This is a genomic window from Arthrobacter sp. H20, assembly GCF_000520515.1.
Taxonomy (GTDB): Bacteria; Actinomycetota; Actinomycetes; order Actinomycetales; family Micrococcaceae; genus Arthrobacter_D.
Genome location: NZ_KI914721.1, coordinates 4,924 through 24,297, shown reverse-complemented (window position 1 = coordinate 24,297; position 19,374 = coordinate 4,924). Strand labels below are relative to the sequence as shown.

Sequence of the window (19,374 nt, the reverse complement as noted above, 5' to 3'; positions counted from 1 at the left end):
CCAAGCCGGCAACCGGGCAATCCGCCTCGGGAGTTCGCTCGACGCCAACGGGCGGCGGTATTGTCTTATCACTTTGCGCTGTTGCCGCGCCCGCCTGCTGGACACGGCGTTGGCTCCGTGACGGCTCGGGGACAGACCCAGGGCTTGGGAGCTGATCAGCGAGGGCCCGGTAGGCTCTGAGCGCCCCGCGATCCCGTGCGCGGGTCTGGGACACTCTTTCTCCCGGCTGGGTAGACGGCGCATCAACCGGCGCGTCAGCAGCGCGACGACTACTCAGTTCAGTGCGCACCCGCGTGCTGGGTCCTGTTTCCGGTGTCGGACCATCGGCATTCGTCCCGCGGGTATGCCGAAGGGACTTCCGGCTGTGTGCGGATTGGTTGCCGTTACTCATTGCTTTCTCACCCAGTAGTGGATTTCATCTCGTCGTGTAAAGCGTGCTGCCCGCGTGGTCCGGCGGACCCTGATGCATCGCGGTAGAGCCCATGCTTGGCGATGTACTGCACCACCCCGTCAGGCACCAGATACCAGACAGGATCGCTGGCGCCAACCCGTCGTCGACAGTCGGTGGAGGAAATAGCCATCGCTGGTACCTCCAAGAGACTCACGTCCCTCCCCCGACCATCGAGCTCATGACCTGGTCGAGTGACTCCCACAAAATGGGCCAGGGACCAGAGCTCGTCGGCGTTCTTCCACGACAGGATCTGTGCCATCGCATCAGCGCCGGTGATGAAGAACAACTCGGCCTCTGGCCGTGCCGCCCGCAGGTCCCGCAGGGTGTCGATTGTGTACGTGGGACCGGGCCGATCAATATCCACCCTGCTCACTGTGAAACTCGGATTGGACGCCGTCGCGATCACCGTCATTAGATACCGGTGCTCGGCGGCGCTCACCTCGCGTTCAGCCTTTTGCCACGGCTGCCCGGTCGGTACGAAGACCACCTCGTCCAAGTTGAACACTGCTGCCACCTCGCTAGCGGCAACCAAGTGCCCGTGATGGATGGGATCGAAGGTTCCGCCCATGACGCCCAGGCGCCACGGAGCTCTATCCCGGTGTGCTCTGTCAGCTGGATTCACTTCGTACGACTCAGGCCCCTTCCCCATTTGAGGGTCTAGCGGCGCGAAGCGTCGCCGGGATCGTGCTTGTTGGGGTGCTGCTTATGTGGATCAGCGTGTTCCTCTACAGCCTCATGCCTGTTGCCCAGACTCGAGAATGCCAAGGTGATGAGCATCAGGGCCAACAGCGCGCCCATAATGATTATCCCGTAGAGCACGGGATCCATCGGCAGTTCGACGTGTCCCCCGTGTTCCCCGCCAGTCTCGCTTGCGACGAGCGTGGCATTGAGAAGCTGAGAAAGCATAAATTCTCCCCTAGAAATCAAGTAGTGGTCTACCGGTCAGCACCAACCGGTGGATAGGTTCCCTACTATGTTACGCGCTTGGCAGCCCGGTCTTAGGACCTGATCTGGCCGTCACCCTGCAGTATCCATTTGGTGGTGGTCAGTTCCCGCAATCCCATGGGACCGCGTGCGTGCATTTTCTGCGTCGAGATCCCCACCTCGGCTCCCAGCCCGAGTTCAGCACCATCAGTGAAACGGGTTGAGGCGTTTACGATCACCGCTGCCGAGTCAATACTGGCAATGAACTGCTCAGCGTTGCCCAGATCGTTGGTGATGATCGCTTCCGTGTGGCCGGTGGTCCACTCACGAATATGGTCAACAGCCTGGTCCAGCGAATCGACGGTCGCCACCGCCAGGTCGAGGTCCATGTATTCGCGAGCCCAATCGTCGTCAGTGGCAAGGGAGGCCTTGACGCCGTCGGGGAGGCTGTCGAGGGTCAGCTGGTCTGCGTGAAGCCGCACTCCAGCGCTGGCCAGGGCACGAAGCACGTCTCCAGTTGCGGGCGCGTCGCGATGCAGCAGAAGGGTTTCGACGGTATTGCAAACACTGGGTCGCTGGGTCTTGGCATTGAGGAGGATGTTTACAGCCATCGCGGGATCGGCGCTTTGGTCAACGAAAATGTGCACGTTTCCCTCGCCGGTTTCGATGACTGGCACCATCGAATTGGTCACGACCGTCTGGATCAGGTCCCTACCGCCCCGGGGTATCAGGACGTCGACCCGTCCGCGGGCCTTCATCAGGACGTTGGCACCTTCGCGTCCGAACTCATCGACACTTTGCACTGCGTCGGCAGGCAGACCTGAACTGACCAGTGCTTCCTGAATGATGTCAAGCAACGCTGAATTGGTGTGGGCGGCGGCGCTCCCGCCACGAAGGATTACAGCATTGCCGCTTTTCAGAGCCAGCCCCGCGATGTCGACCGTCACGTTGGGCCGCGCCTCGTAGATGGCTGCGACGACTCCGAGCGGCACATGAATCTGGCGCATCCGAACCCCATTGGGCAGAGTCTGCCCCCGTTCCAGTGAACCCACCGGATCGGGTAGCCCGGCCAGGTTCTGCAGGGCGTCTGCAAGCCCAGCGATTCGTTCTTCGGAGAGACTGAGCCGGTCGAGGAGCGCCGTGGAGGTGCCGTTCGCGTGCCCCGCCTCCACATCGAGCGCGTTGGCGGCGAGGATTCTGGAGCTGTTGGCGATCAGGGCTTCGCCCACAGCGAGGAGAGCCCGGTCTTTCGCCGCCCGGTTAGCGCTTGCCACCTGGCGTGCTGCAACGCGCGAGCGGTCGGCGATTGCGTGCACTGCGGCTGTCACCTTCGCATCGGACGTGGCTGCGCTGCCTGTGTGAGGAGTGCTTTCTGTCTGCTGTTCGGTCACGGATGTCATTGACCCAGTCTAACGAAGCACAACCAGATCGTTCACGTGGACCACTGAACGCTCGTATTCACGCCCCAGTTCCTTCGACAGCTCGCGGGTGGTCCTGCCCAGCATCCTGGGCAGTTCGAAGGAGCTGTAGTTGACCAGCCCGTGGGCGACGACGGCGCCACTCGTGTCCACCATTGCGACCGGGTCGCCGGCTTCGAAGTCCCCCTTGACTGAGACAATTCCGGCGGGCAACAACGATCTCCGCCGCTCCCCAACAGCTTTCACTGCCCCGTCGTCAAGGGTAAGAGTGCCCCGGATATCCGCCAGATGCGCCAGCCACAGGAGCCGGATGGGCTTGCGGCGGCCATTGGTGCTGAACCAGGTGCCGACGTCGTTACCTGCCAGCGCCGCAGCCGCATTATCCGTTGACGTAACCAGCGCAGGAATTCCGGAACTGGCCGCGATAGTTGCGGCTTCCACCTTGGTGACCATGCCTCCAGTGCCCACGCCGGCTTTGCCGGTGCGACCGATTTCGACGCCGTCGAGATCGGCGGGCCCGCGGACCTCGGGGATCCGCTGGGCGCCGTCTTTCGGGGGCCCGTCGTAGAGGGAGTCGACGTCGGAGAGCAGCACCAGAGCATCGGCTTTCACCAAGTGCGCGACAAGTGCCGCGAGACGGTCGTTATCGCCAAACCGGATCTCATGGCTTGCGACTGTGTCGTTCTCGTTGACGATGGGAACCACGCCGAAATTCAGCAGACGTTCCATCGCCCGGTGTGCGTTGGCGTAGTGACCCCGCCGAATCAGGTCCTCTGCGGTGAGCAGCACCTGGCTGACTGTGACTCCGTGCGCACCGAAGGCTGCTGTGTACCTGGCCATCAGCAGGCCCTGGCCCACGCTGGCGGCGGCCTGTTGGGAGGACAACTGATTGGGACGACGGCTCAACCCGAGCGGGGCGAGCCCCGCAGCGATCGCACCACTCGAGACCAGAATGACCTCGGTGCCTTCATTCCGGCGGGCAGCAAGGACGTTGGAGAGCCCCACCAGGGCTTCCTCGGACAGGCCGCCGGAAATGGAGGTGAGCGACGATGAGCCTACCTTGACGACGATCCGCTTCGCTTTCGCGAGGCCGGACCTGGTTTTCAATGGTCGTTTGACAGTCATTGTGCCCCTCAGCGTCCGGTTTCTTCACTATCTATCGCAGGAGTTGCTTCGTCGACCTGCGGTTGGTCAGGATCTGATCCTGGAGCTGTGCGCGTCTTGTAGTTCACCGACTCGGTCCAGATCCCTGCCTTACGCTCAGTCTCAAGGTCGAGCCGTGCCGCGGCGCGGGCGTCCTTACGATCCTGGTAGTCCTCCCGCTTCTCGTCGCGGGTCGGTCGCACGAACTCGGCCAGGCGGATATCGGTGCCACGCGGTGACGCGAGTAGCTCAGCTCCACCCATCATGGTCGGCTCCCAGTCGAAGACGACGCCGTCGTCCTCGCCAATGACCACTGTGTCGCCCGGCTTGGCTCCACTCTTGAAGAGCTGCTCTTCGACACCGAGTTTAGCGAGACGGTCAGCCAGATAGCCCACGGCTTCGTCGTTGTTGAAGTCGGTCTGCTTGACCCAGCGCTCTGGCTTTTCCCCGAGAATCCGGAACAGCGGGAGGAGGTTCTTTTCCTCGTTCCGGATGATGAAGCCACGCGAGTTGACGGCGCGGGGCCGGAGCACTGGCGGAACGATCTTGGGCGGCGCGGCCTTGAGCTCAGCACGGGCAGCGGAAACGATCTCACCCATCGCGAAGCCGAGTTGCCGGAGGCCCTCATGGCTGGAGGCCGACACTTCAAACACTCGGTAGCCGCGCTCCTCCAGTTCGGGCCGCACGAAGGACGCCATGTCTTTGCCGTCGGGTACGTCCACCTTGTTCAGGGCGATCAGTTTGGGGCGCTGGTTCAGCGGGACGACGTCGCCGTCGGGGCCAGCAAAGCTCATATCTACCGCGTACTTTTCCAGCTCCCGTTCGATGATGTCCAGGTCGTGCAGGGGGTTCCGCTCGGACTCCAATGTGGCGCAGTCCAGGACATGCACCAGCGCGGCGCAGCGCTCAACGTGGCGCAGGAAGTTGTGGCCGAGGCCCTTGCCTTCGCTGGCGCCTTCGATGAGCCCCGGCACATCGGCAATGGTGTATCGGACGTCGCCCGACTCGACGACACCGAGGTTGGGTACCAGGGTGGTGAACGGGTAATCGGCAATCTTGGGGCGCGCAGCTGACATTGCGGCGACGAGGCTGGATTTGCCAGCGGACGGGAAGCCGACCAGCGCAATGTCTGCGATCGACTTCAGCTCCAGGACGATGTCCCGGGCGTCACCAGGAATACCCAGGAGTGCGAACCCGGGTGCCTTACGTTTCTGGGAGGATAGTGAGGAGTTCCCGAGCCCGCCCTGGCCACCCGAGGCGGCGATGAACTCGGCGCCTTCACCGACGAGGTCAGCGAGTACTTCGCCGTCCCTGGTTTTGATTACTGTGCCGTCAGGCATTGGCAGGATCAAGGTTTCACCCTGCTTGCCGCCGCGCCAGTCGCCCATGCCGTTGCCGCCATTGGTGGCGTGGCGGTGAGGTGCATGGTGGTAGTCAAGGAGGGTGGTGGTCTGCGAGTCCACACGGAGGATAACGCTGCCGCCGTCGCCACCGTTACCGCCGTCGGGCCCACCCAACGGCTTGAACTTTTCACGCTTGACGGAAACGCAGCCATGACCGCCGGTACCGCCCGACACATGCAGAACCACCCGGTCAACGAAGCTTGCCACGTTGATCTCCTCCGTAAATTGTGAATTGATGCCGAGTCTATCCCGGCTTAAAAAGAAAGTGGGGCGAGCCGGATCGGCTCACCCCACTTCACTGCCAATGCTTGGTGCGCAGGTACTACTCTGCGACTGCGCCGACGATGTTGACTACGCGTCGTCCACGGCGGCTACCGAACTCAACCGAGCCGGCCTCGAGTGCAAACAGCGTGTCGTCTCCGCCGCGGCCAACTCCAGCGCCGGGGTGGAAGTGGGTGCCACGCTGGCGGACAATGATTTCGCCGGCCTTGACAACCTGTCCACCGAACCGCTTGACGCCAAGGTACTGGGCGTTTGAATCGCGACCGTTGCGAGTGGAACTCGCACCCTTCTTATGTGCCATTTGCTTTGCCTACCTTTTGATAAAGAACTAAGGGGTTACTTGATGCCTGTGATCTTGACGCGGGTCAGTTCCGAACGGTGACCCTGGCGCTTCTTGTAGCCGGTCTTGTTCTTGAACTTCTGGATGACAATCTTCGGTCCACGAAGATTCTCAATGATCTCGGCAGTCACTGCGACCTTTGCCAGGTCGTTTGCTGCTGAGGTTACCTTGTCGCCGTCGACCAGAAGGAGGGCTGGCAGCTGAAAGCTGCTGCCGGCCTTACCGGTGACGCGGTCAAGGGTTACGAGGTCTCCCACGGAAACCTTTTCTTGGCGGCCGCCTGCGCGGACAATCGCGTACACCACTTGGAAACTCACTTCTCTCGACAACTCTGCTTGGAAAACTACTGTGTGCGTACCTACACTGGCAAACCATACTGACTGGTCCTGCCGCTGACGCTGTGCATCGACGCCCCGGATAACCGGTTAGAAGGCGAACGCACCGAAGATCAAGATTACGTCAGTTCGGCGGTTTCCTGCAAATCACCCTGGGGGTGGGCGCGTCGCGGGCTGCGGTAGGACCGCTACGGGGCTGCTCCCACGTGGACAACCTCAGGGAGGATCTCAACGCGGGAGCAGTCAGCGACTACAGCTCGGATGCGGGAACGCCGACGCCGAGGATCATTGGTTCGTCCTTGGCAGGCGCTGATGCCGGTGCCCTGCGGGGTGCTACCGGGACAGTTGCGACAAACTGCGCCGCAGGCGCCCCCACAGCGTCCTGATGGTCCGGCCCTTTCCGTTCGATGGCTGAGGTCGCGGCAGTCCCCTGGGGACTGCCCGCGGCCCTTCGCCGGTTCCGCCGGGGGCTTCGGGGTGCTGGCTCCGGTGAGCTGGGTGATTCGACTGTCGAATCGGCCGTCGGCGGCTTCTGGTCGAACGCCTGGGTAAGGCTGTCGAGAGTGAGCCGGCGCGCTTCCTGCACCTCGGCATCGCTGCTTTCAGCACGTGGCAGGCTCACCGTCTCCCCGTTGATCGTCAGCACTACCCCGGTGGCTGCGTCCGCTGCCGGGTGTCCCTCAGCTTCGTGGGCGGCATGGGTTGCCGCAGCGATGCTGGCGAGCGCCACGCGGGCCGCCTCAGCCCGCGCCTGCCGCTCGGCGTCGCCCTGAGGAGCTTCGGGTGCCTGCTGTTCCTCATCGGCCGGTGAGCCGGACCGGCCGCGATTGCGTTTGCGTTCGCTCCGGGAGACCTTCTCCTGACGCAAATGCTGCTGGTGGTTATCGGGTGCGACAGCGTGCCGCTTATGTTCCACCGGCTCGTCATGCGTGACAACTCCACGCCCGGCGCAGTGCTCGCAGTTCTCGCCGAAGACCTCCAGGAGCCCGGTGCCCATCCGCTTACGCGTCATCTGCACCAGGCCCAGTGACGTAACTTCGGCAACCTGGTGCTTGGTGCGGTCGCGCCCGAGGCACTCGACCATCCGACGCAGTACCAGGTCCCGGTTGGCTTCGAGGACCATGTCGATGAAGTCGATGACAATGATGCCGCCAATATCGCGCAGGCGCAGCTGGCGCACTACTTCCTCGGCGGCTTCCAGGTTGTTCTTGGTGACCGTCTCTTCAAGATTTCCGCCACTACCGGTGAACTTGCCGGTGTTGACATCCACCACTGTCATGGCCTCGGTGCGGTCGATCACCAGCGATCCGCCGGACGGCAGGAAGACCTTCCGGTCGAGGGCCTTCTGAATCTGCTCGTCGATCCGGCTGGCGAGGAAAATGTCCTCGTTCCCGGCCCACTTCTCCAGTCGTCCGACCAGGTCGGGAGCCACATACATTACGTAGGCCTCGATAGTGTCCCACGCTTCATCACCGGACACGACGAGCTTGGAGAAGTCTTCGTTGAAGACATCGCGGACCACCTTGATGGTTAGATCCGGCTCCCCGTACAGCAACTCAGGGGCAAGCGATTTGGTGGACCCAGACTTGGCCTCGATCGTCTCCCACTGGGACCGCAGCCTGTTGATGTCATGGGTCAGCTCTTCTTCGCTGGCGCCCTCGGCCGCCGTGCGGACGATCACGCCTGCGTTTTCGGGGAGGCGGTCCTTGAGGATCCGCTTGAGCCGGTTGCGCTCCACATCGGGCAGCTTGCGGGAGATCCCGGTCATTGAACCGCCGGGCACGTACACCAGGTAACGGCCGGGCAGGGAGATCTGGCTGGTGAGGCGTGCGCCCTTGTGGCCAACCGGGTCCTTGGTGACCTGCACCAGGACAGTGTCGCCGGACTTCAGGGCCAACTCGATGCGCCGAGGCTGCCCATCGAGGCGTGACGCGTCCCAGTTCACTTCACCGGCGTAGAGGACGGCGTTGCGACCCCGGCCAATGTCAATGAACGCGGCCTCCATACTCGGCAGCACGTTCTGGACCTTGCCCAGGTACACGTTGCCGATCAGTGAATCCTGCTGGGTCTTTGAGACGAAGTGTTCTGCGAGCAACCCGTCTTCCAGGACGGCGATCTGAATCCTGTCGTCGCGCTGGCGGACAATCATCTGCCGGTCCACCGATTCACGGCGTGCCAGGAACTCCGCTTCAGTGATGACCTGGCGACGACGCCCGGTGTCCCGCGACTCGCGGCGGCGCTGCTTCTTGGCCTCCAACCGGGTGGAGCCCTTGACGCTGGTGACCTTATCTGACGGCGCAGCCTCCTGCGCCTGTCGTGGCGCGCGCACCCGGGTCACCGTGTTGGGGGGATCGTCATCCTGGCCGCCGGTCAGCTCGAGGTCCTGGTCCCCACGGCGACGCCTGCGACGGCGGCGCGATGTCACACCGTCGTCGTCTCCGTCCGAGCCTGCCTCTTCAGCAGGAGAGTTGTCATCAGCTGTGGTGCCCTGGTCACCGCGGCCCTTGCCCCGGCTGCGACGGTTGCGACGGCGGCGGCGTCCGCCGGACTCGGCGTCACCGTCGTCGTCGTCCTCGGTATCAGGGGACGCTGTGACGCTGGCGTTCCTGACCGGGGCCGTCGCGGCGAGGTCGGGTGCGTGAAACAGGGACGCGGGGATGGCGAACGGGTCGGTGCTCACGGGCTCGGGAGCTGCCGGGGCGGACTCCCGACCGGCCTCTGCGGTTGCTCCCACAGCCTCCTCGGGCCCGGCCGGTGCTGACGGTACCTGCTCCTCCGGAGCCGGAACCTGCTTCTGCGCGGCGGTTGACCGACGACGGGTGGTCTTTTTCACCGGCTCCGGGACCGAATCGGTCGGTGGAACGTCCTTCACCTCTCCCGCGGTCGCAGCTGAAGTGTCTGCGGTTGGGGTGTCTGCGGTTGGGGTGTCTGCGTCGGGGACCCCACTCGGGCTGCTCGCCTTGCGGGTGGGACGGCGGCGGGCTGGAGCCTTCGCTGGCTCCGCTGCGCCCGGTTCAGCCGCCGCGGTGGCAGGCTCCACCTCTGATGGGGGCATCGCTGGCGGATCAGGGAGCACGATGTCGCTGGTAGCGGCCTTGCGGCTCCGGGTGGCACGTCGCTTGGGTGCAACAGGTTCCGGGGTGTCGGAGGTTTCCGCATCGGGGGCGGTGAGCTCGGTGGGAGCACCCGACTCCGCGACGTCGGCCGCGGGCTCCGCCTTCTTGCGGCGGGTCCTGGTGGCCTTCTTCACCGGAACGTCGAACTGTTCCCGTGAAGCGGCTGGATTCTCCTCGATCGGATTCAGCTCGGTTGGGTTCTGCTCTGTTGGGTTCTGCTGGGTATCCATATGGTGTTTTACTCCAGCCCCTGCGGCGTCGGCCACATTCCGACGCCCCCGGGGGCAGTATGTCGGTTGTCCGCGGACCTTGGCGCCTCGCGTCTACCGGAAGTCGTCTAAGTGAGCCTCGAGGTCGCACCATCCGTGGGGTGCGGCATCACTCGAAGACCAGTGGCGCTTTTCCCTATCCGTTGCTTTCCCAACGGTTGGCCTGCTCAGCGGATTCTGGGCATCCCATCCGTCAAGATGTTTTCACGATGCACGCAGGAGCGTCGCCGGCAAAGCCGGAAGCCTGTCACTGGACCGGCCGGGGAATGTGGTTCCCCTGCCAGCCAGGTTCATTGTCTCACAGACTGATTCTGACGAGCTGCTTTTCGCGTCCAGCTTTTCCTTACTACCTACAGCTTGGGTAGCTGGCCGGTGACCGTGGAATGCTCTCCCGGGAGAGGCCGGGCCACAGGGACCCTGGTACCCAGTACCTGCTCGACGACGTCCTGAGCCACCTTGCGCGCGGTCAGACCGACCCGCTCAAGCACTTCGTTGCGAGTACCGTGGTCGAGGAACTCGACCGGGAGCCCTACCTCGTTCAGCGCGGTATCCACCCCAACGGCACGCATTTCCTGCCGGATCCGCGATCCCACGCCGCCGGCCCGCACACCGTCCTCGATCACAATCACAATGCGGTGTTCGGCGGCCATCGTGATCACCGAGGTACGCACCGGGAGCACCCACCGCGGATCGATCACCGTTGAGCTGATCCCCTGGGCACCCAACCGGTTGGAGACGTCGAGAGCCAGCTCACCCATCGCTCCGACACTGACAATAAGGACGTCGTTGCTGCTTGACCCGGATGGTCTGCGGGCCAATACCTCAACGCCGTCGTCGAGCCGTTCAATCGCCTGCACCTCGGCGCCGACAGCACCCTTGGAGTAGCGCACAACGCTTGGCGCGTCACCAATCGCTACTGCTTCCCTGAGTTCTTCGCGGAGCCTGGTGGCGTCACGCGGTGCTGCCAGATGCAAGCCTGGGACGATCTGCAGCATGGCCATGTCCCACATGCCGTGGTGGCTGGCGCCGTCCGGCCCTGTGACGCCTGAGCGGTCCAGCACCACGGTGACCCCGGCTTTGTGAAGCGCGACGTCCATCAGGAGTTGGTCAAATCCGCGACCCAGGAACGTGGCGTACAGCGCCACCACCGGGTGCAGCCCGCCGAACGCCATTCCGGCGGCACTGGTGAGAGCATGCTGTTCGGCGATGCCGACGTCGAACACCCGTTCCGGGTACTTCTCGGCGAACTTGTGCAGACCCACGGGGATGAGCATGGCACCGGTGATTCCGACGATGTCCTTGCGCTCATCGGCGATAGCCGCAATCTCGTCGGCGAAGACACTGGTCCACGACTGCGGGCCCGCTGCGCCGACCGGTTGTCCGGTTTCTGGATCAATGACGCCTACTGCGTGGAACTGATCATCTACGTGGGCGCGGGCCGGCGCGTAGCCGTACCCTTTCTCGGTGATCGCATGCACAATCACCGGTCCCTCGTAGTTGCGTGCCTGGTGCAGAGCGTGCTCCACGGCTGCCATGTCGTGGCCATCGATGGGACCGATGTACTTCATCCCCAGGTCTTCGAACAAGCCCTGGGGCGCCCACCAGTCCTTGATTCCCTTCTTGGTGGCGTGCAGGCTCTTGTAGGCGAAGCGCCCCAGCGGCCCGCCGTTCTGCAGGCGCCGCTTGGACCAGTCGAGGGTCCCCTCATACACGCGGTGGGTGCGGACTGTGTCAAGGGTGGGCCGGAGGGAGGCCAGATAATCGGCCACTCCGCCAATGGTCGGTGCGTAGGACCGGCCGTTGTCGTTGACAACTATCACCACGCGGCGTCGTTTGTCGGCAGCGATGTTGTTAATGGCCTCCCATGCCATACCCCCGGTCAGGGCACCATCGCCGACCAGTACCACTGTGTAGCGGTCGCCTTCACCGACAATCACCCGGGCACGAGAGATACCGTCTGCCCAGGACAAGGAGGAGGACGCGTGGGAGCTTTCCACCACGTCATGCTCGGATTCGGCACGTGAGGGATAGCCGGAGAGCCCGCCCTGCTGGCGAAGGGTGCTGAAGTCCTGACGTCCGGTCAGCAGCTTGTGCACATAGGACTGGTGCCCAGTGTCGAAGATCATTGAGTCGCGAGGGGAATCGAAGACGCGGTGCATGCCGAGGGTGAGTTCCACGACCCCAAGGTTTGGGCCGAGATGCCCTCCGGTCCTGGCGACATTAGTGATCAGGAAATCACGAATCTCACCAGTCAGTCGCTCTAACTGGTCGGCGGTCAGCCGGCTGAGGTCCTGAGGGTGGCGGATGGTTTCCAAAAGTCCCATCGGTGCCTCCTTGCGTTTGTCATACCCGCCGGACGTACACCTGCGGGTCTCTAACTCTAACGCGGGTTTGTGAGTTGTCGCAGCACAAAGTGCAGGATGCCACCGTTGCGGTAGTAGTCAGCCTCACCCGGGGTATCGATGCGCAGGACGGCCTCAAAGGTGATCACGTCCCCGCCGTCCTCCGGCTCGGCGCTCACCGTCACGGTCGCCGGCGTGGTGCCCGCATTGAGCGCTGTCACGCCGTGCACAGCAAACGTCTCGGTGCCTTTCAGCCCCAGCGTCGCAGCGCTCATCCCGACCGGGAACTGCAGCGGCAACACTCCCATGCCGATTAGGTTGGAGCGGTGGATCCGCTCGTAGCTCTCCGCGATAACGGCGCGGACACCGAGTAGTGCTGTGCCCTTCGCCGCCCAGTCACGGGACGAACCCGATCCGTATTCTTTTCCGGCCAGAACCACCAGGGGAACACCAGCAGCCTCGTAGTTGACTGCTGCGTCATAGATGTAGGCCTGCGGACCGCCCGTCTGGGTGAAGTCACGGGTGAAGCCGCCCTCGACCCCCTGGAGCAGAGTGTTGCGCAACCGGATATTGGCAAAGGTTCCGCGGATCATCACCTCGTGGTTGCCACGCCGTGACCCGTAGGAGTTGAAGTCCTTGCGGTTCACTCCGTGCTCCAGCAGATACCGTCCCGCGGGGCTGTCCGATTTGAATGAGCCGGCGGGACTGATGTGGTCGGTGGTCACTGAGTCTCCCAGCTTAGCCAGCACGCGGGCGCCCGCGATATCAGTGACTGGGTCCGGCGTCGCCTTCATACCGTCGAAGTATGGGGGTCGCCGGACGTAGGTGGAGTTCTCGCTCCAGGCGAAGGTTGCCCCCACGGGAGTGTCGAGGTCCTTCCAGCGGTGGTCGCCGTCGAACACTCCCTGATACCCCTTCGCGAACATCTCCGAGTCAATTGAGGAGTCGATGGTCTGCTGCACCTCAACCGGGGTGGGCCAGATATCCCGGAGAAAAATGTCGGCGCCCTGCTGGTCCTGCCCCAGTGGATCGGTGTCGAAGTCGAAGTCCATGGTGCCAGCCAGTGCGTAGGCGATGACCAGGGGCGGCGAGGCAAGGTAGTTCATCTTGACGTCGGGGTTGATCCGGCCCTCAAAGTTGCGGTTGCCGGAGAGCACCGCAGCGACCGACAGATCGTTCTCCTGGATCGCCGCAGCGATCTCCTCTTCGAGCGGGCCTGAGTTACCGATGCAGGTGGCGCACCCATACCCCACGATGTAGAAGCCGAGCTTCTCGAGATAGGGAGTCAGCCCCGAGGTGTCGTAATAGTCGGTGACCACCTTGGAGCCGGGAGCAACCGAGGTTTTCACCCAGGGCTTGGAGGTCAGTCCCCTGTCGACTGCGTTGCGGGCCAACAGGGCGGCGGCCAGCATCACCGAGGGGTTGGAGGTGTTGGTGCACGAGGTGATCGACGCGATGGTGACGGTGCCGTGGTCAAGCTCGAAGTGGCGCCCATCGGCCATGGTGACCTGGACCCGATTCGATGGCCAGCCGCCGCCGGTCGGATGCGCCGAGTGCTTCAGCGTTGAGGTCATCGCCGGCACGTCGGATGCGGGGAAGGACTCTTCGAGCGCCTCGTCAAGGGCTGCGTCGTCCACCGAGTTGACGTAGTTGTGGATGTCCTTGCGGAACTGTTCCTTGGCATCGGTCAGCTCGATCCGGTCCTGGGGGCGCTTCGGACCGGCGATCGAGGGGACCACAGTGGACAGGTCCAGTTCGAGGTACTCGGAGAAGCGGATCTCCCGCGAGGGGTCGTGCCAGAGACCCTGCTCCTTGGCATACGCCTCGACCAGGGCGACACTCTCGGTTGACCGGCCGGTCAGGCGCAGGTACTCGAGGGTAACGTCGTCGATCGGAAACATGGCTGCGGTGGACCCAAACTCGGGGCTCATGTTTCCGATGGTGGCGCGGTTAGCGAGGGGCACTGCTGCCACGCCCTCGCCGTAGAACTCAACGAACTTTCCGACCGCACCGTGTTTACGCAGCATCTCCGTGATGGTCAGGACGACGTCGGTGGCGGTGGCGCCGGCCGGAATGGACCCGGCGAGTTTGAAGCCAACGACGCGGGGAATGAGCATCGACACGGGCTGGCCCAGCATCGCAGCCTCAGCTTCGATGCCACCGACACCCCATCCGAGCACACCGAGGCCGTTGACCATCGTGGTGTGCGAGTCGGTGCCAACGCAGGTGTCAGGGTAGGCGCGCAGGACTGTGGCATCACCCGCACCGTCGCCGGTGGACACCTCACGGGTCATCACCGTGCGCGCCAGGTATTCGATATTTACCTGATGGACAATGCCGGTTCCAGGTGGCACCACCTTGAAGTCATCGAAAGCCCCCTGGCCCCACCGCAGGAACTGGTATCGCTCGCCGTTGCGCTGGTACTCGATGTCCATGTTGCGTTCGAGCGCGTCGGGGCTGCCGAATACGTCGATCTGCACCGAATGGTCAATGACCAATTCAGCCGGCGCCAGCGGGTTGACCCGCTGGGGGTCCCCGCCGAGATCCTTGACCGCTTCACGCATGGTGGCCAGGTCCACTATGCACGGGACACCGGTGAAGTCCTGCATGATGACACGTGCTGGAGTGAACTGGATTTCCGTGTCGGGCTGCGCGTCAGCATCCCAGGCAGCCACTGCCCGAACGTGGTCAGCCGTGATGTTGGCCCCATCCTCGGTGCGGAGCAGGTTCTCCAGAAGGATTTTGAGGCTGAACGGAAGACTGTCGGCCCCCGCCACGGCGCTCAGCCGGAAAATCTCGTACTCGGCACCGGCGACAATAAGTACACCTTTGGCACCGAAACTGTCCACGCTGCTCATCATCGGACTCCTCTCGCCTGGACGTTCATCCTACCGGGCTGGCGTTACCCGCCCTGCACCCGGGCGGAGCACCGCGAAGGACTCCATGTGGTGCGTATGCGGGTACAGATCGAACACCCGAAGGGTGTCCAGTTCCCAGCCCGCCTGCTGGAAGTAGCTCACATCGCGGGCAAACGACGCCGGGTCACAGGAAACGTACCCGACGGCCCGCGGTGCTGCGGCGATCACCTCGCTGATCGCCCCCTTGCCGGCGCCGGCGCGCGGCGGATCGAGGACCACGACGTCGAGGTTCGGCTTGCGCTCGCGGAGCACCCTTTCGACCTTGCCCTGGATAATGTCCACCTGGGTCCGGCCGTGCAGGTTCCGTTTCGCGTCTCGCGATGCACCGCTGGAGCCCTCGATGGCGAGGACGCGTCCCGTCTCGCCGACGGCGTCGGCGATCGGGGCGGTGAACAGCCCCGCTCCCGAGTAGAGGTCAGCTGCGCGTTCCCCCGGTTGGATGGCGAGGGCACTGAGGACCGCTTCCATCAGCAGCCCAGGCGCTCCCCGGTGGATCTGCCAGAAACCATCCCCAGTGACCCGGTAGGTCTGCGCTCCGACGGTCTCGGCGAGCCAGGTCCTGCCACGGACCCGCTCCACTGTGCCTTTGTCCGGGTCCCACAGCGCCACCGACGGGCCGTCGAACTGGTGGACGACTGCTGAGGTCTGCTTCCGCCGTGCCCCCGGTGCTGGAACGAGGAGGATCAAGGGCGGGCCGTCGGCTGAGCCCACGGCAACCTCCACCCGCTGGATGCCAGTGAAATCGATCGCCCACAGGTGCAGCTCGTTGATCGTATCAACGGCAAGCGGCATCTCGGCGATCGGGATCAGCTCGTCTGAGCGGTGCGCGTGCATTGCCAGGTGGCCGTCGGGGTCGACGGCGAAACTTGCCCGGGTGCGCCACCGCAGTCCATCGGCGGCTTCGCCGGGGACCGGTTCCACGTCGATCTCACGGTCCACCCCGGCCAACCGGCTGAGCTGTTCGCTGAAAACGGCACCCTTGAGCCGGCGTTGTGCTGGGAGGGCGATATGGCCGAACTCGGCCCCGCCCACCGGCGCTGCACCACGCTGGGCAGCCAGCAGGGCATCGGCGAGTGGCCACGGATGGTTGACCCGGTCCGGTGACGCCTGGAGCACCTGGACCACATCGGCGCGCCAGAAGCTGGCGCCGTCGTCGTGCTCGGTCAACCGGACCCGCACTGTTTCTCCTGGCAGGGCGTGGCGGACAAAGATGACCCGACCCTCATGTCGTGCAACGCAGTGGCCACCATGGGCCACCGGGCCGATGGTGAGGTCTAGGATGCCTGACGGCTCATCTATCACTGAAGATCCTGAAACTTTCGTGCGGCGCCGGAGGACGCGAGCTGCCAAGGGACACTTGCCACCATAACCCCCGGCTCGAAGTGGAGCCGGGTTTTGATGCGCAGGGCTGTCTGATTGTGGACCAGGCGCTCCCACCAGCGTCCCACCACATACTCGGGGATGTACACCACGATCAGGTCCCGCGGCGAATCGCTCCGGATGCTTCGGATGTACTCCATGATCGGCATGATGGTGTCACGGTACGGGGAGGCCAGGACGGTAATTGGCACCGGAATCTCGTACCGTTGCCAGTCGTACAGCGTCCGCTCCGTTTCCTCAGGGTCAACATCCACCACGATGGCGTCCAGCTTGGACGGCCGCGACGCGCGGGCGAACGCCAAGGCTCGCAGCACCGGTTTGCGGACGTGGGACACCAGGATCACCGCATGCACGCGGGACGGCAGTGCCCGGGAAAAGGTTGAGTCGTCGAGGGCCAGCTCACGTGCCACCTGATCGTAATGCCGCTTGATGCTGTGCATGACAGCGAACAGCACCACCATCGCCAGCACTGCGATCCACGCCCCATATTCGAACTTGGTCACCAGCACCACCACCAGCACAGCAGCGGTGAGCACAAATCCCACCGTGTTGATGGCGCGTGACTTCTGCATCCGCCAGCGGCGCTTCTTGTCAGCGGTGCTGCGCAGCTCCCGTGTCCAGTGCTTGATCAGCGCCGCCTGGCTGGCGGTGAAGGAGACAAACACGCCGACGATATACAACTGGACCAGCTGCGTCACATCGGCCCCGAATACCAGGATCAGCAGGATCGCACCGGCACCGAGGGCGAGGATGCCGTTGCTGAAGGTCAACCGGTCCCCGCGGGTCCGCAGCTGGCGCGGCAGGTAGCCGTCTTTGGCGAGGATCGACGCCAGGACTGGGAAGGCCCTGAACGCTGCATGGCCGGCCAGGACGAGAATCAGGGCCGTGGCGCCAACCACCAGGACGAACGGGATCACCGCGTCGCTGAAAATGGTGCGGGCGAGCTGACTCACCACCGGGTTCTGAACGTAGTCCTCCGGGACGGGGTTGCCGTCGAGCAGCAGCTGCTCCTGCGGGTTTTGCACCACATGGACTTTCACGGCGTTGGCTAGGTAGATCACCCCGGCCATCATGGCCCCCGCGGCCACTCCGAGGACCAGCAGGGTGGAGGCAGCGTTGCGGCTGCGTGGGGCCTGGAAACTGGGGACGTTGGCGCTGGGGACCTCGACGCCGGTCAGGGCGGCCGCGCCGGCGGAGAATGCCCTGAGGATCAGCAACGCTCCAGCCAGCCCCACGAGCCCAGCGTCGAGGGCCGGGTCAGGAATGATTTCGAATCTGGCACTGGGAGCCTCGCCGAGTGTGCCCGTCAGCCGTTGGACAATCCCAACAGCGCACATGCCAATGATCGCCGCAAGGAACACGTAGGTGGGGATCGCCAACGCCAGTGCGTTGCGGGTGACACCGCGCAGGTTCAACAGGACCAGGACGACGACGCCGGCCACCGCCATCGCCGCCTGTCCCCCGGCCAGTCCCGGCGCCAGGGCAATCACGTAGTGGGCGGCCGCTGACACTGAGACTGCGACGGTTAGCACGTAGTCAACCATCAGCGCCGAGGCGACAGTGAGACCCGCAGAGCTGCCCAGGTTGCGACGGGCAATCTCGTAGTCTCCGCCGCCCGAGGGGTAGGCGTGGACTGCCTGCCGGTAGGAGGCAATCACCACTAGCAACACCACGAGGACAGCCAGTCCCACCCAGGGAGAAACTGATACGGCTGCCAGCCCGGCCAGGGCAAGGGTCAACAGGATTTCATCAGGTGCGTATGCCACTGAGGACAGGGCATTGGCCGAGAACACCGGCATCGCTATCCGCTTCGGCAGGGTCTGATGCCGCAGCCGGTCATTGCGGAACGGCTTGCCTACCAGCACCCGCTTGGCGGCTTCAAAGAAAGTCAGCACAGCCCACAGACTAGCGCGTTTCGGCTGGCGCAACTCCATTAGGCTGGGTGCAGCGGACGCGAGGCCCGACGAGTGGGCCGCACTAACAATTCGGTGGGAACGGCAGGTGGCACGAGTGGCGCATTTTGTGATCATGGGGTGTGGGAGGGTCGGAGTCAGCCTCGCCCACACATTGGATGAGTCGGGGCATACCGTGGCAATCATCGATCAGGATGACCGCGCCTTCCGCAGGCTCAGGGGGTCCTTCGGAGGCCGGAAGGTCACCGGCGTTGGGTTCGACCGGGACACCCTGAAGAATGCCGACATCGAAAATGCCTACGCCTTCGCCGCTGTCTCCAGTGGAGATAACTCCAACATTCTCGCTACCCGAGTGGCTCGGGAAACATTCCATGTGCCGCATGTCGTGGCAAGGATCTATGACCCAGGGCGCGCCGAGATCTACCAGCGGCTTGGCATCCCGACGGTCGCCGCCGTGCGTTGGAGCGCCGACCAGGTGCTCCGTCGGATCCTTCCGGAGCAGAGCATCAACGGCGACTTCAGGGAGACATCGGGGCGCCTGATTCTGGGCGAGTTGGCACTTCATGACGGCTGGCTCGGCCGGTCCCTCGCTGACATCGAGGCCGCTTCGGGAATCCGGATCGCCTACCTCACCCGGTTCGGGGAAGGAATGCTTCCCACCTCGGAGACCAGCTACCAGGAGGGCGACATTGTGCACGCCATGATGCAAACCGCCGCCACCGACGAGATTGGGCGCATTCTCGCCAAGAAACCAGTGGAGGAGTCGGAGTGAGGGTAGTCATTGCGGGGGCCGGCAGTGTTGGATCATCGATTGCCAAGGAGTTGCTCTCCAACCATCACGAAATCTTGCTGATCGACGAGAAACCAGAGGTGATTGGTCGGAGCGGCCTCAAAGGCGCCAAGTGGCTCATTGGCGACGCCTGCGAATTGACCACACTCAAGGATGCCCGGCTTGATGAAGCCGACGTGGTGGTCTCAGCGACCGGCGACGACAAGGTCAACCTGGTGGTATCCCTTTTGGCGAAAAGTGAGTTCGGTGTGGGGCGGACGGTCGGTCGGGTGAACAACCCCAAGAACGACTGGATGTTCGACGACTCGTGGGGCGTTGACGTTGCCGTCAACACACCCCGCCTAATGACG

At 63.8% G+C, this 19,374-nt stretch carries 14 protein-coding genes; 2 read left to right on the top strand and 12 right to left on the bottom strand.

The annotated features are described in order from the left end of the window. Positions 1-398: 398 nt before the first annotated feature. The 12 genes from nadD to Y703_RS0106330 form a co-directional block, all read right to left on the bottom strand. Entirely contained in the window at positions 399-1,028 is a 630-nt protein-coding gene (gene nadD / locus Y703_RS18355; protein ID WP_275450767.1) for a nicotinate-nucleotide adenylyltransferase, read from the bottom strand. A gap of 80 nt (positions 1,029-1,108) precedes the next feature. After that, on the bottom strand, positions 1,109-1,357 hold the full coding sequence (locus Y703_RS0106380; RefSeq protein WP_026552042.1) for a hypothetical protein: 249 nt from the start codon (positions 1,355-1,357) through the stop codon (positions 1,109-1,111). Between the two features lie 92 nt (positions 1,358-1,449). Next, complete coding sequence (locus Y703_RS0106375; protein WP_026552041.1) at positions 1,450-2,775, bottom strand: glutamate-5-semialdehyde dehydrogenase; 1,326 nt, start codon at positions 2,773-2,775, stop codon at positions 1,450-1,452. 9 nt (positions 2,776-2,784) lie between these two features. Beyond that, positions 2,785-3,918, bottom strand: coding sequence for a glutamate 5-kinase (gene proB, locus Y703_RS0106370; protein ID WP_026552040.1), 1,134 nt, complete (start codon positions 3,916-3,918; stop codon positions 2,785-2,787). Between the two features lie 8 nt (positions 3,919-3,926). Then, positions 3,927-5,546 carry a GTPase ObgE gene (gene obgE / locus Y703_RS18350; protein WP_253907955.1) on the bottom strand — a complete coding sequence of 540 codons (1,620 nt, stop codon included), beginning with the start codon at positions 5,544-5,546 and terminating at the stop codon, positions 3,927-3,929. 115 nt (positions 5,547-5,661) lie between these two features. After that, entirely contained in the window at positions 5,662-5,922 is a 261-nt protein-coding gene (gene rpmA / locus Y703_RS21430; protein WP_081743419.1) for a 50S ribosomal protein L27, read from the bottom strand. Between the two features lie 35 nt (positions 5,923-5,957). Then, positions 5,958-6,266 carry a 50S ribosomal protein L21 gene (rplU, locus tag Y703_RS0106355; RefSeq protein WP_026552038.1) on the bottom strand — a complete coding sequence of 103 codons (309 nt, stop codon included), beginning with the start codon at positions 6,264-6,266 and terminating at the stop codon, positions 5,958-5,960. A gap of 280 nt (positions 6,267-6,546) precedes the next feature. Then, on the bottom strand, positions 6,547-9,642 hold the full coding sequence (locus tag Y703_RS18345; RefSeq protein ID WP_051427356.1) for a ribonuclease E/G: 3,096 nt from the start codon (positions 9,640-9,642) through the stop codon (positions 6,547-6,549). A gap of 389 nt (positions 9,643-10,031) precedes the next feature. Further along, positions 10,032-12,005 (bottom strand): 1-deoxy-D-xylulose-5-phosphate synthase, encoded by a 1,974-nt coding sequence (dxs, locus tag Y703_RS0106345; protein WP_026552037.1) that lies wholly within the window; start codon positions 12,003-12,005, stop codon positions 10,032-10,034. A gap of 56 nt (positions 12,006-12,061) precedes the next feature. Next, positions 12,062-14,881, bottom strand: coding sequence for an aconitate hydratase AcnA (gene acnA, locus Y703_RS0106340; RefSeq protein WP_026552036.1), 2,820 nt, complete (start codon positions 14,879-14,881; stop codon positions 12,062-12,064). Between the two features lie 30 nt (positions 14,882-14,911). Beyond that, positions 14,912-16,243 carry a class I SAM-dependent RNA methyltransferase gene (locus tag Y703_RS0106335; RefSeq protein WP_026552035.1) on the bottom strand — a complete coding sequence of 444 codons (1,332 nt, stop codon included), beginning with the start codon at positions 16,241-16,243 and terminating at the stop codon, positions 14,912-14,914. Continuing rightward, positions 16,240-18,216 (bottom strand): APC family permease, encoded by a 1,977-nt coding sequence (locus tag Y703_RS0106330; RefSeq protein WP_026552034.1) that lies wholly within the window; start codon positions 18,214-18,216, stop codon positions 16,240-16,242. Before Y703_RS0106330 ends, Y703_RS0106335 begins: the two co-directional genes overlap by 4 nt. A 115-nt stretch (positions 18,217-18,331) precedes the next feature. Here Y703_RS0106330 and Y703_RS0106325 point away from each other — a divergent pair, with 115 nt between their 5' ends. Together Y703_RS0106325 and Y703_RS18340 are read left to right on the top strand one after the other, a co-directional pair. After that, the gene (locus Y703_RS0106325; RefSeq protein ID WP_026552033.1) at positions 18,332-19,006 is read left to right on the top strand and encodes a potassium channel family protein; all 675 of its coding nucleotides are present in this window, start codon (positions 18,332-18,334) and stop codon (positions 19,004-19,006) included. Continuing rightward, on the top strand, positions 19,003-19,374 hold a 372-nt coding region (locus Y703_RS18340; RefSeq protein ID WP_035764074.1), incomplete at its 3' end, for a potassium channel family protein. The genes Y703_RS0106325 and Y703_RS18340, both read left to right, overlap by 4 nt.

Bases quoted from the DNA above. Each gene is read 5' to 3' on its own strand.
- proB (WP_026552040.1), bottom strand. From the start codon at position 3,918: ATGACTGTCAAACGACCATTGAAAACCAGGTCCGGCCTCGCGAAAGCG.
- Y703_RS18345 (WP_051427356.1), bottom strand. From the start codon at position 9,642: ATGGATACCCAGCAGAACCCAACAGAGCAGAACCCAACCGAGCTGAAT.
- Y703_RS0106375 (WP_026552041.1), bottom strand. From the start codon at position 2,775: ATGACATCCGTGACCGAACAGCAGACAGAAAGCACTCCTCACACAGGC.
- acnA (WP_026552036.1), bottom strand. From the start codon at position 14,881: ATGAGCAGCGTGGACAGTTTCGGTGCCAAAGGTGTACTTATTGTCGCC.
- rpmA (WP_081743419.1), bottom strand. From the start codon at position 5,922: ATGGCACATAAGAAGGGTGCGAGTTCCACTCGCAACGGTCGCGATTCA.
- Y703_RS0106380 (WP_026552042.1), bottom strand. From the start codon at position 1,357: ATGCTTTCTCAGCTTCTCAATGCCACGCTCGTCGCAAGCGAGACTGGC.
- dxs (WP_026552037.1), bottom strand. From the start codon at position 12,005: ATGGGACTTTTGGAAACCATCCGCCACCCTCAGGACCTCAGCCGGCTG.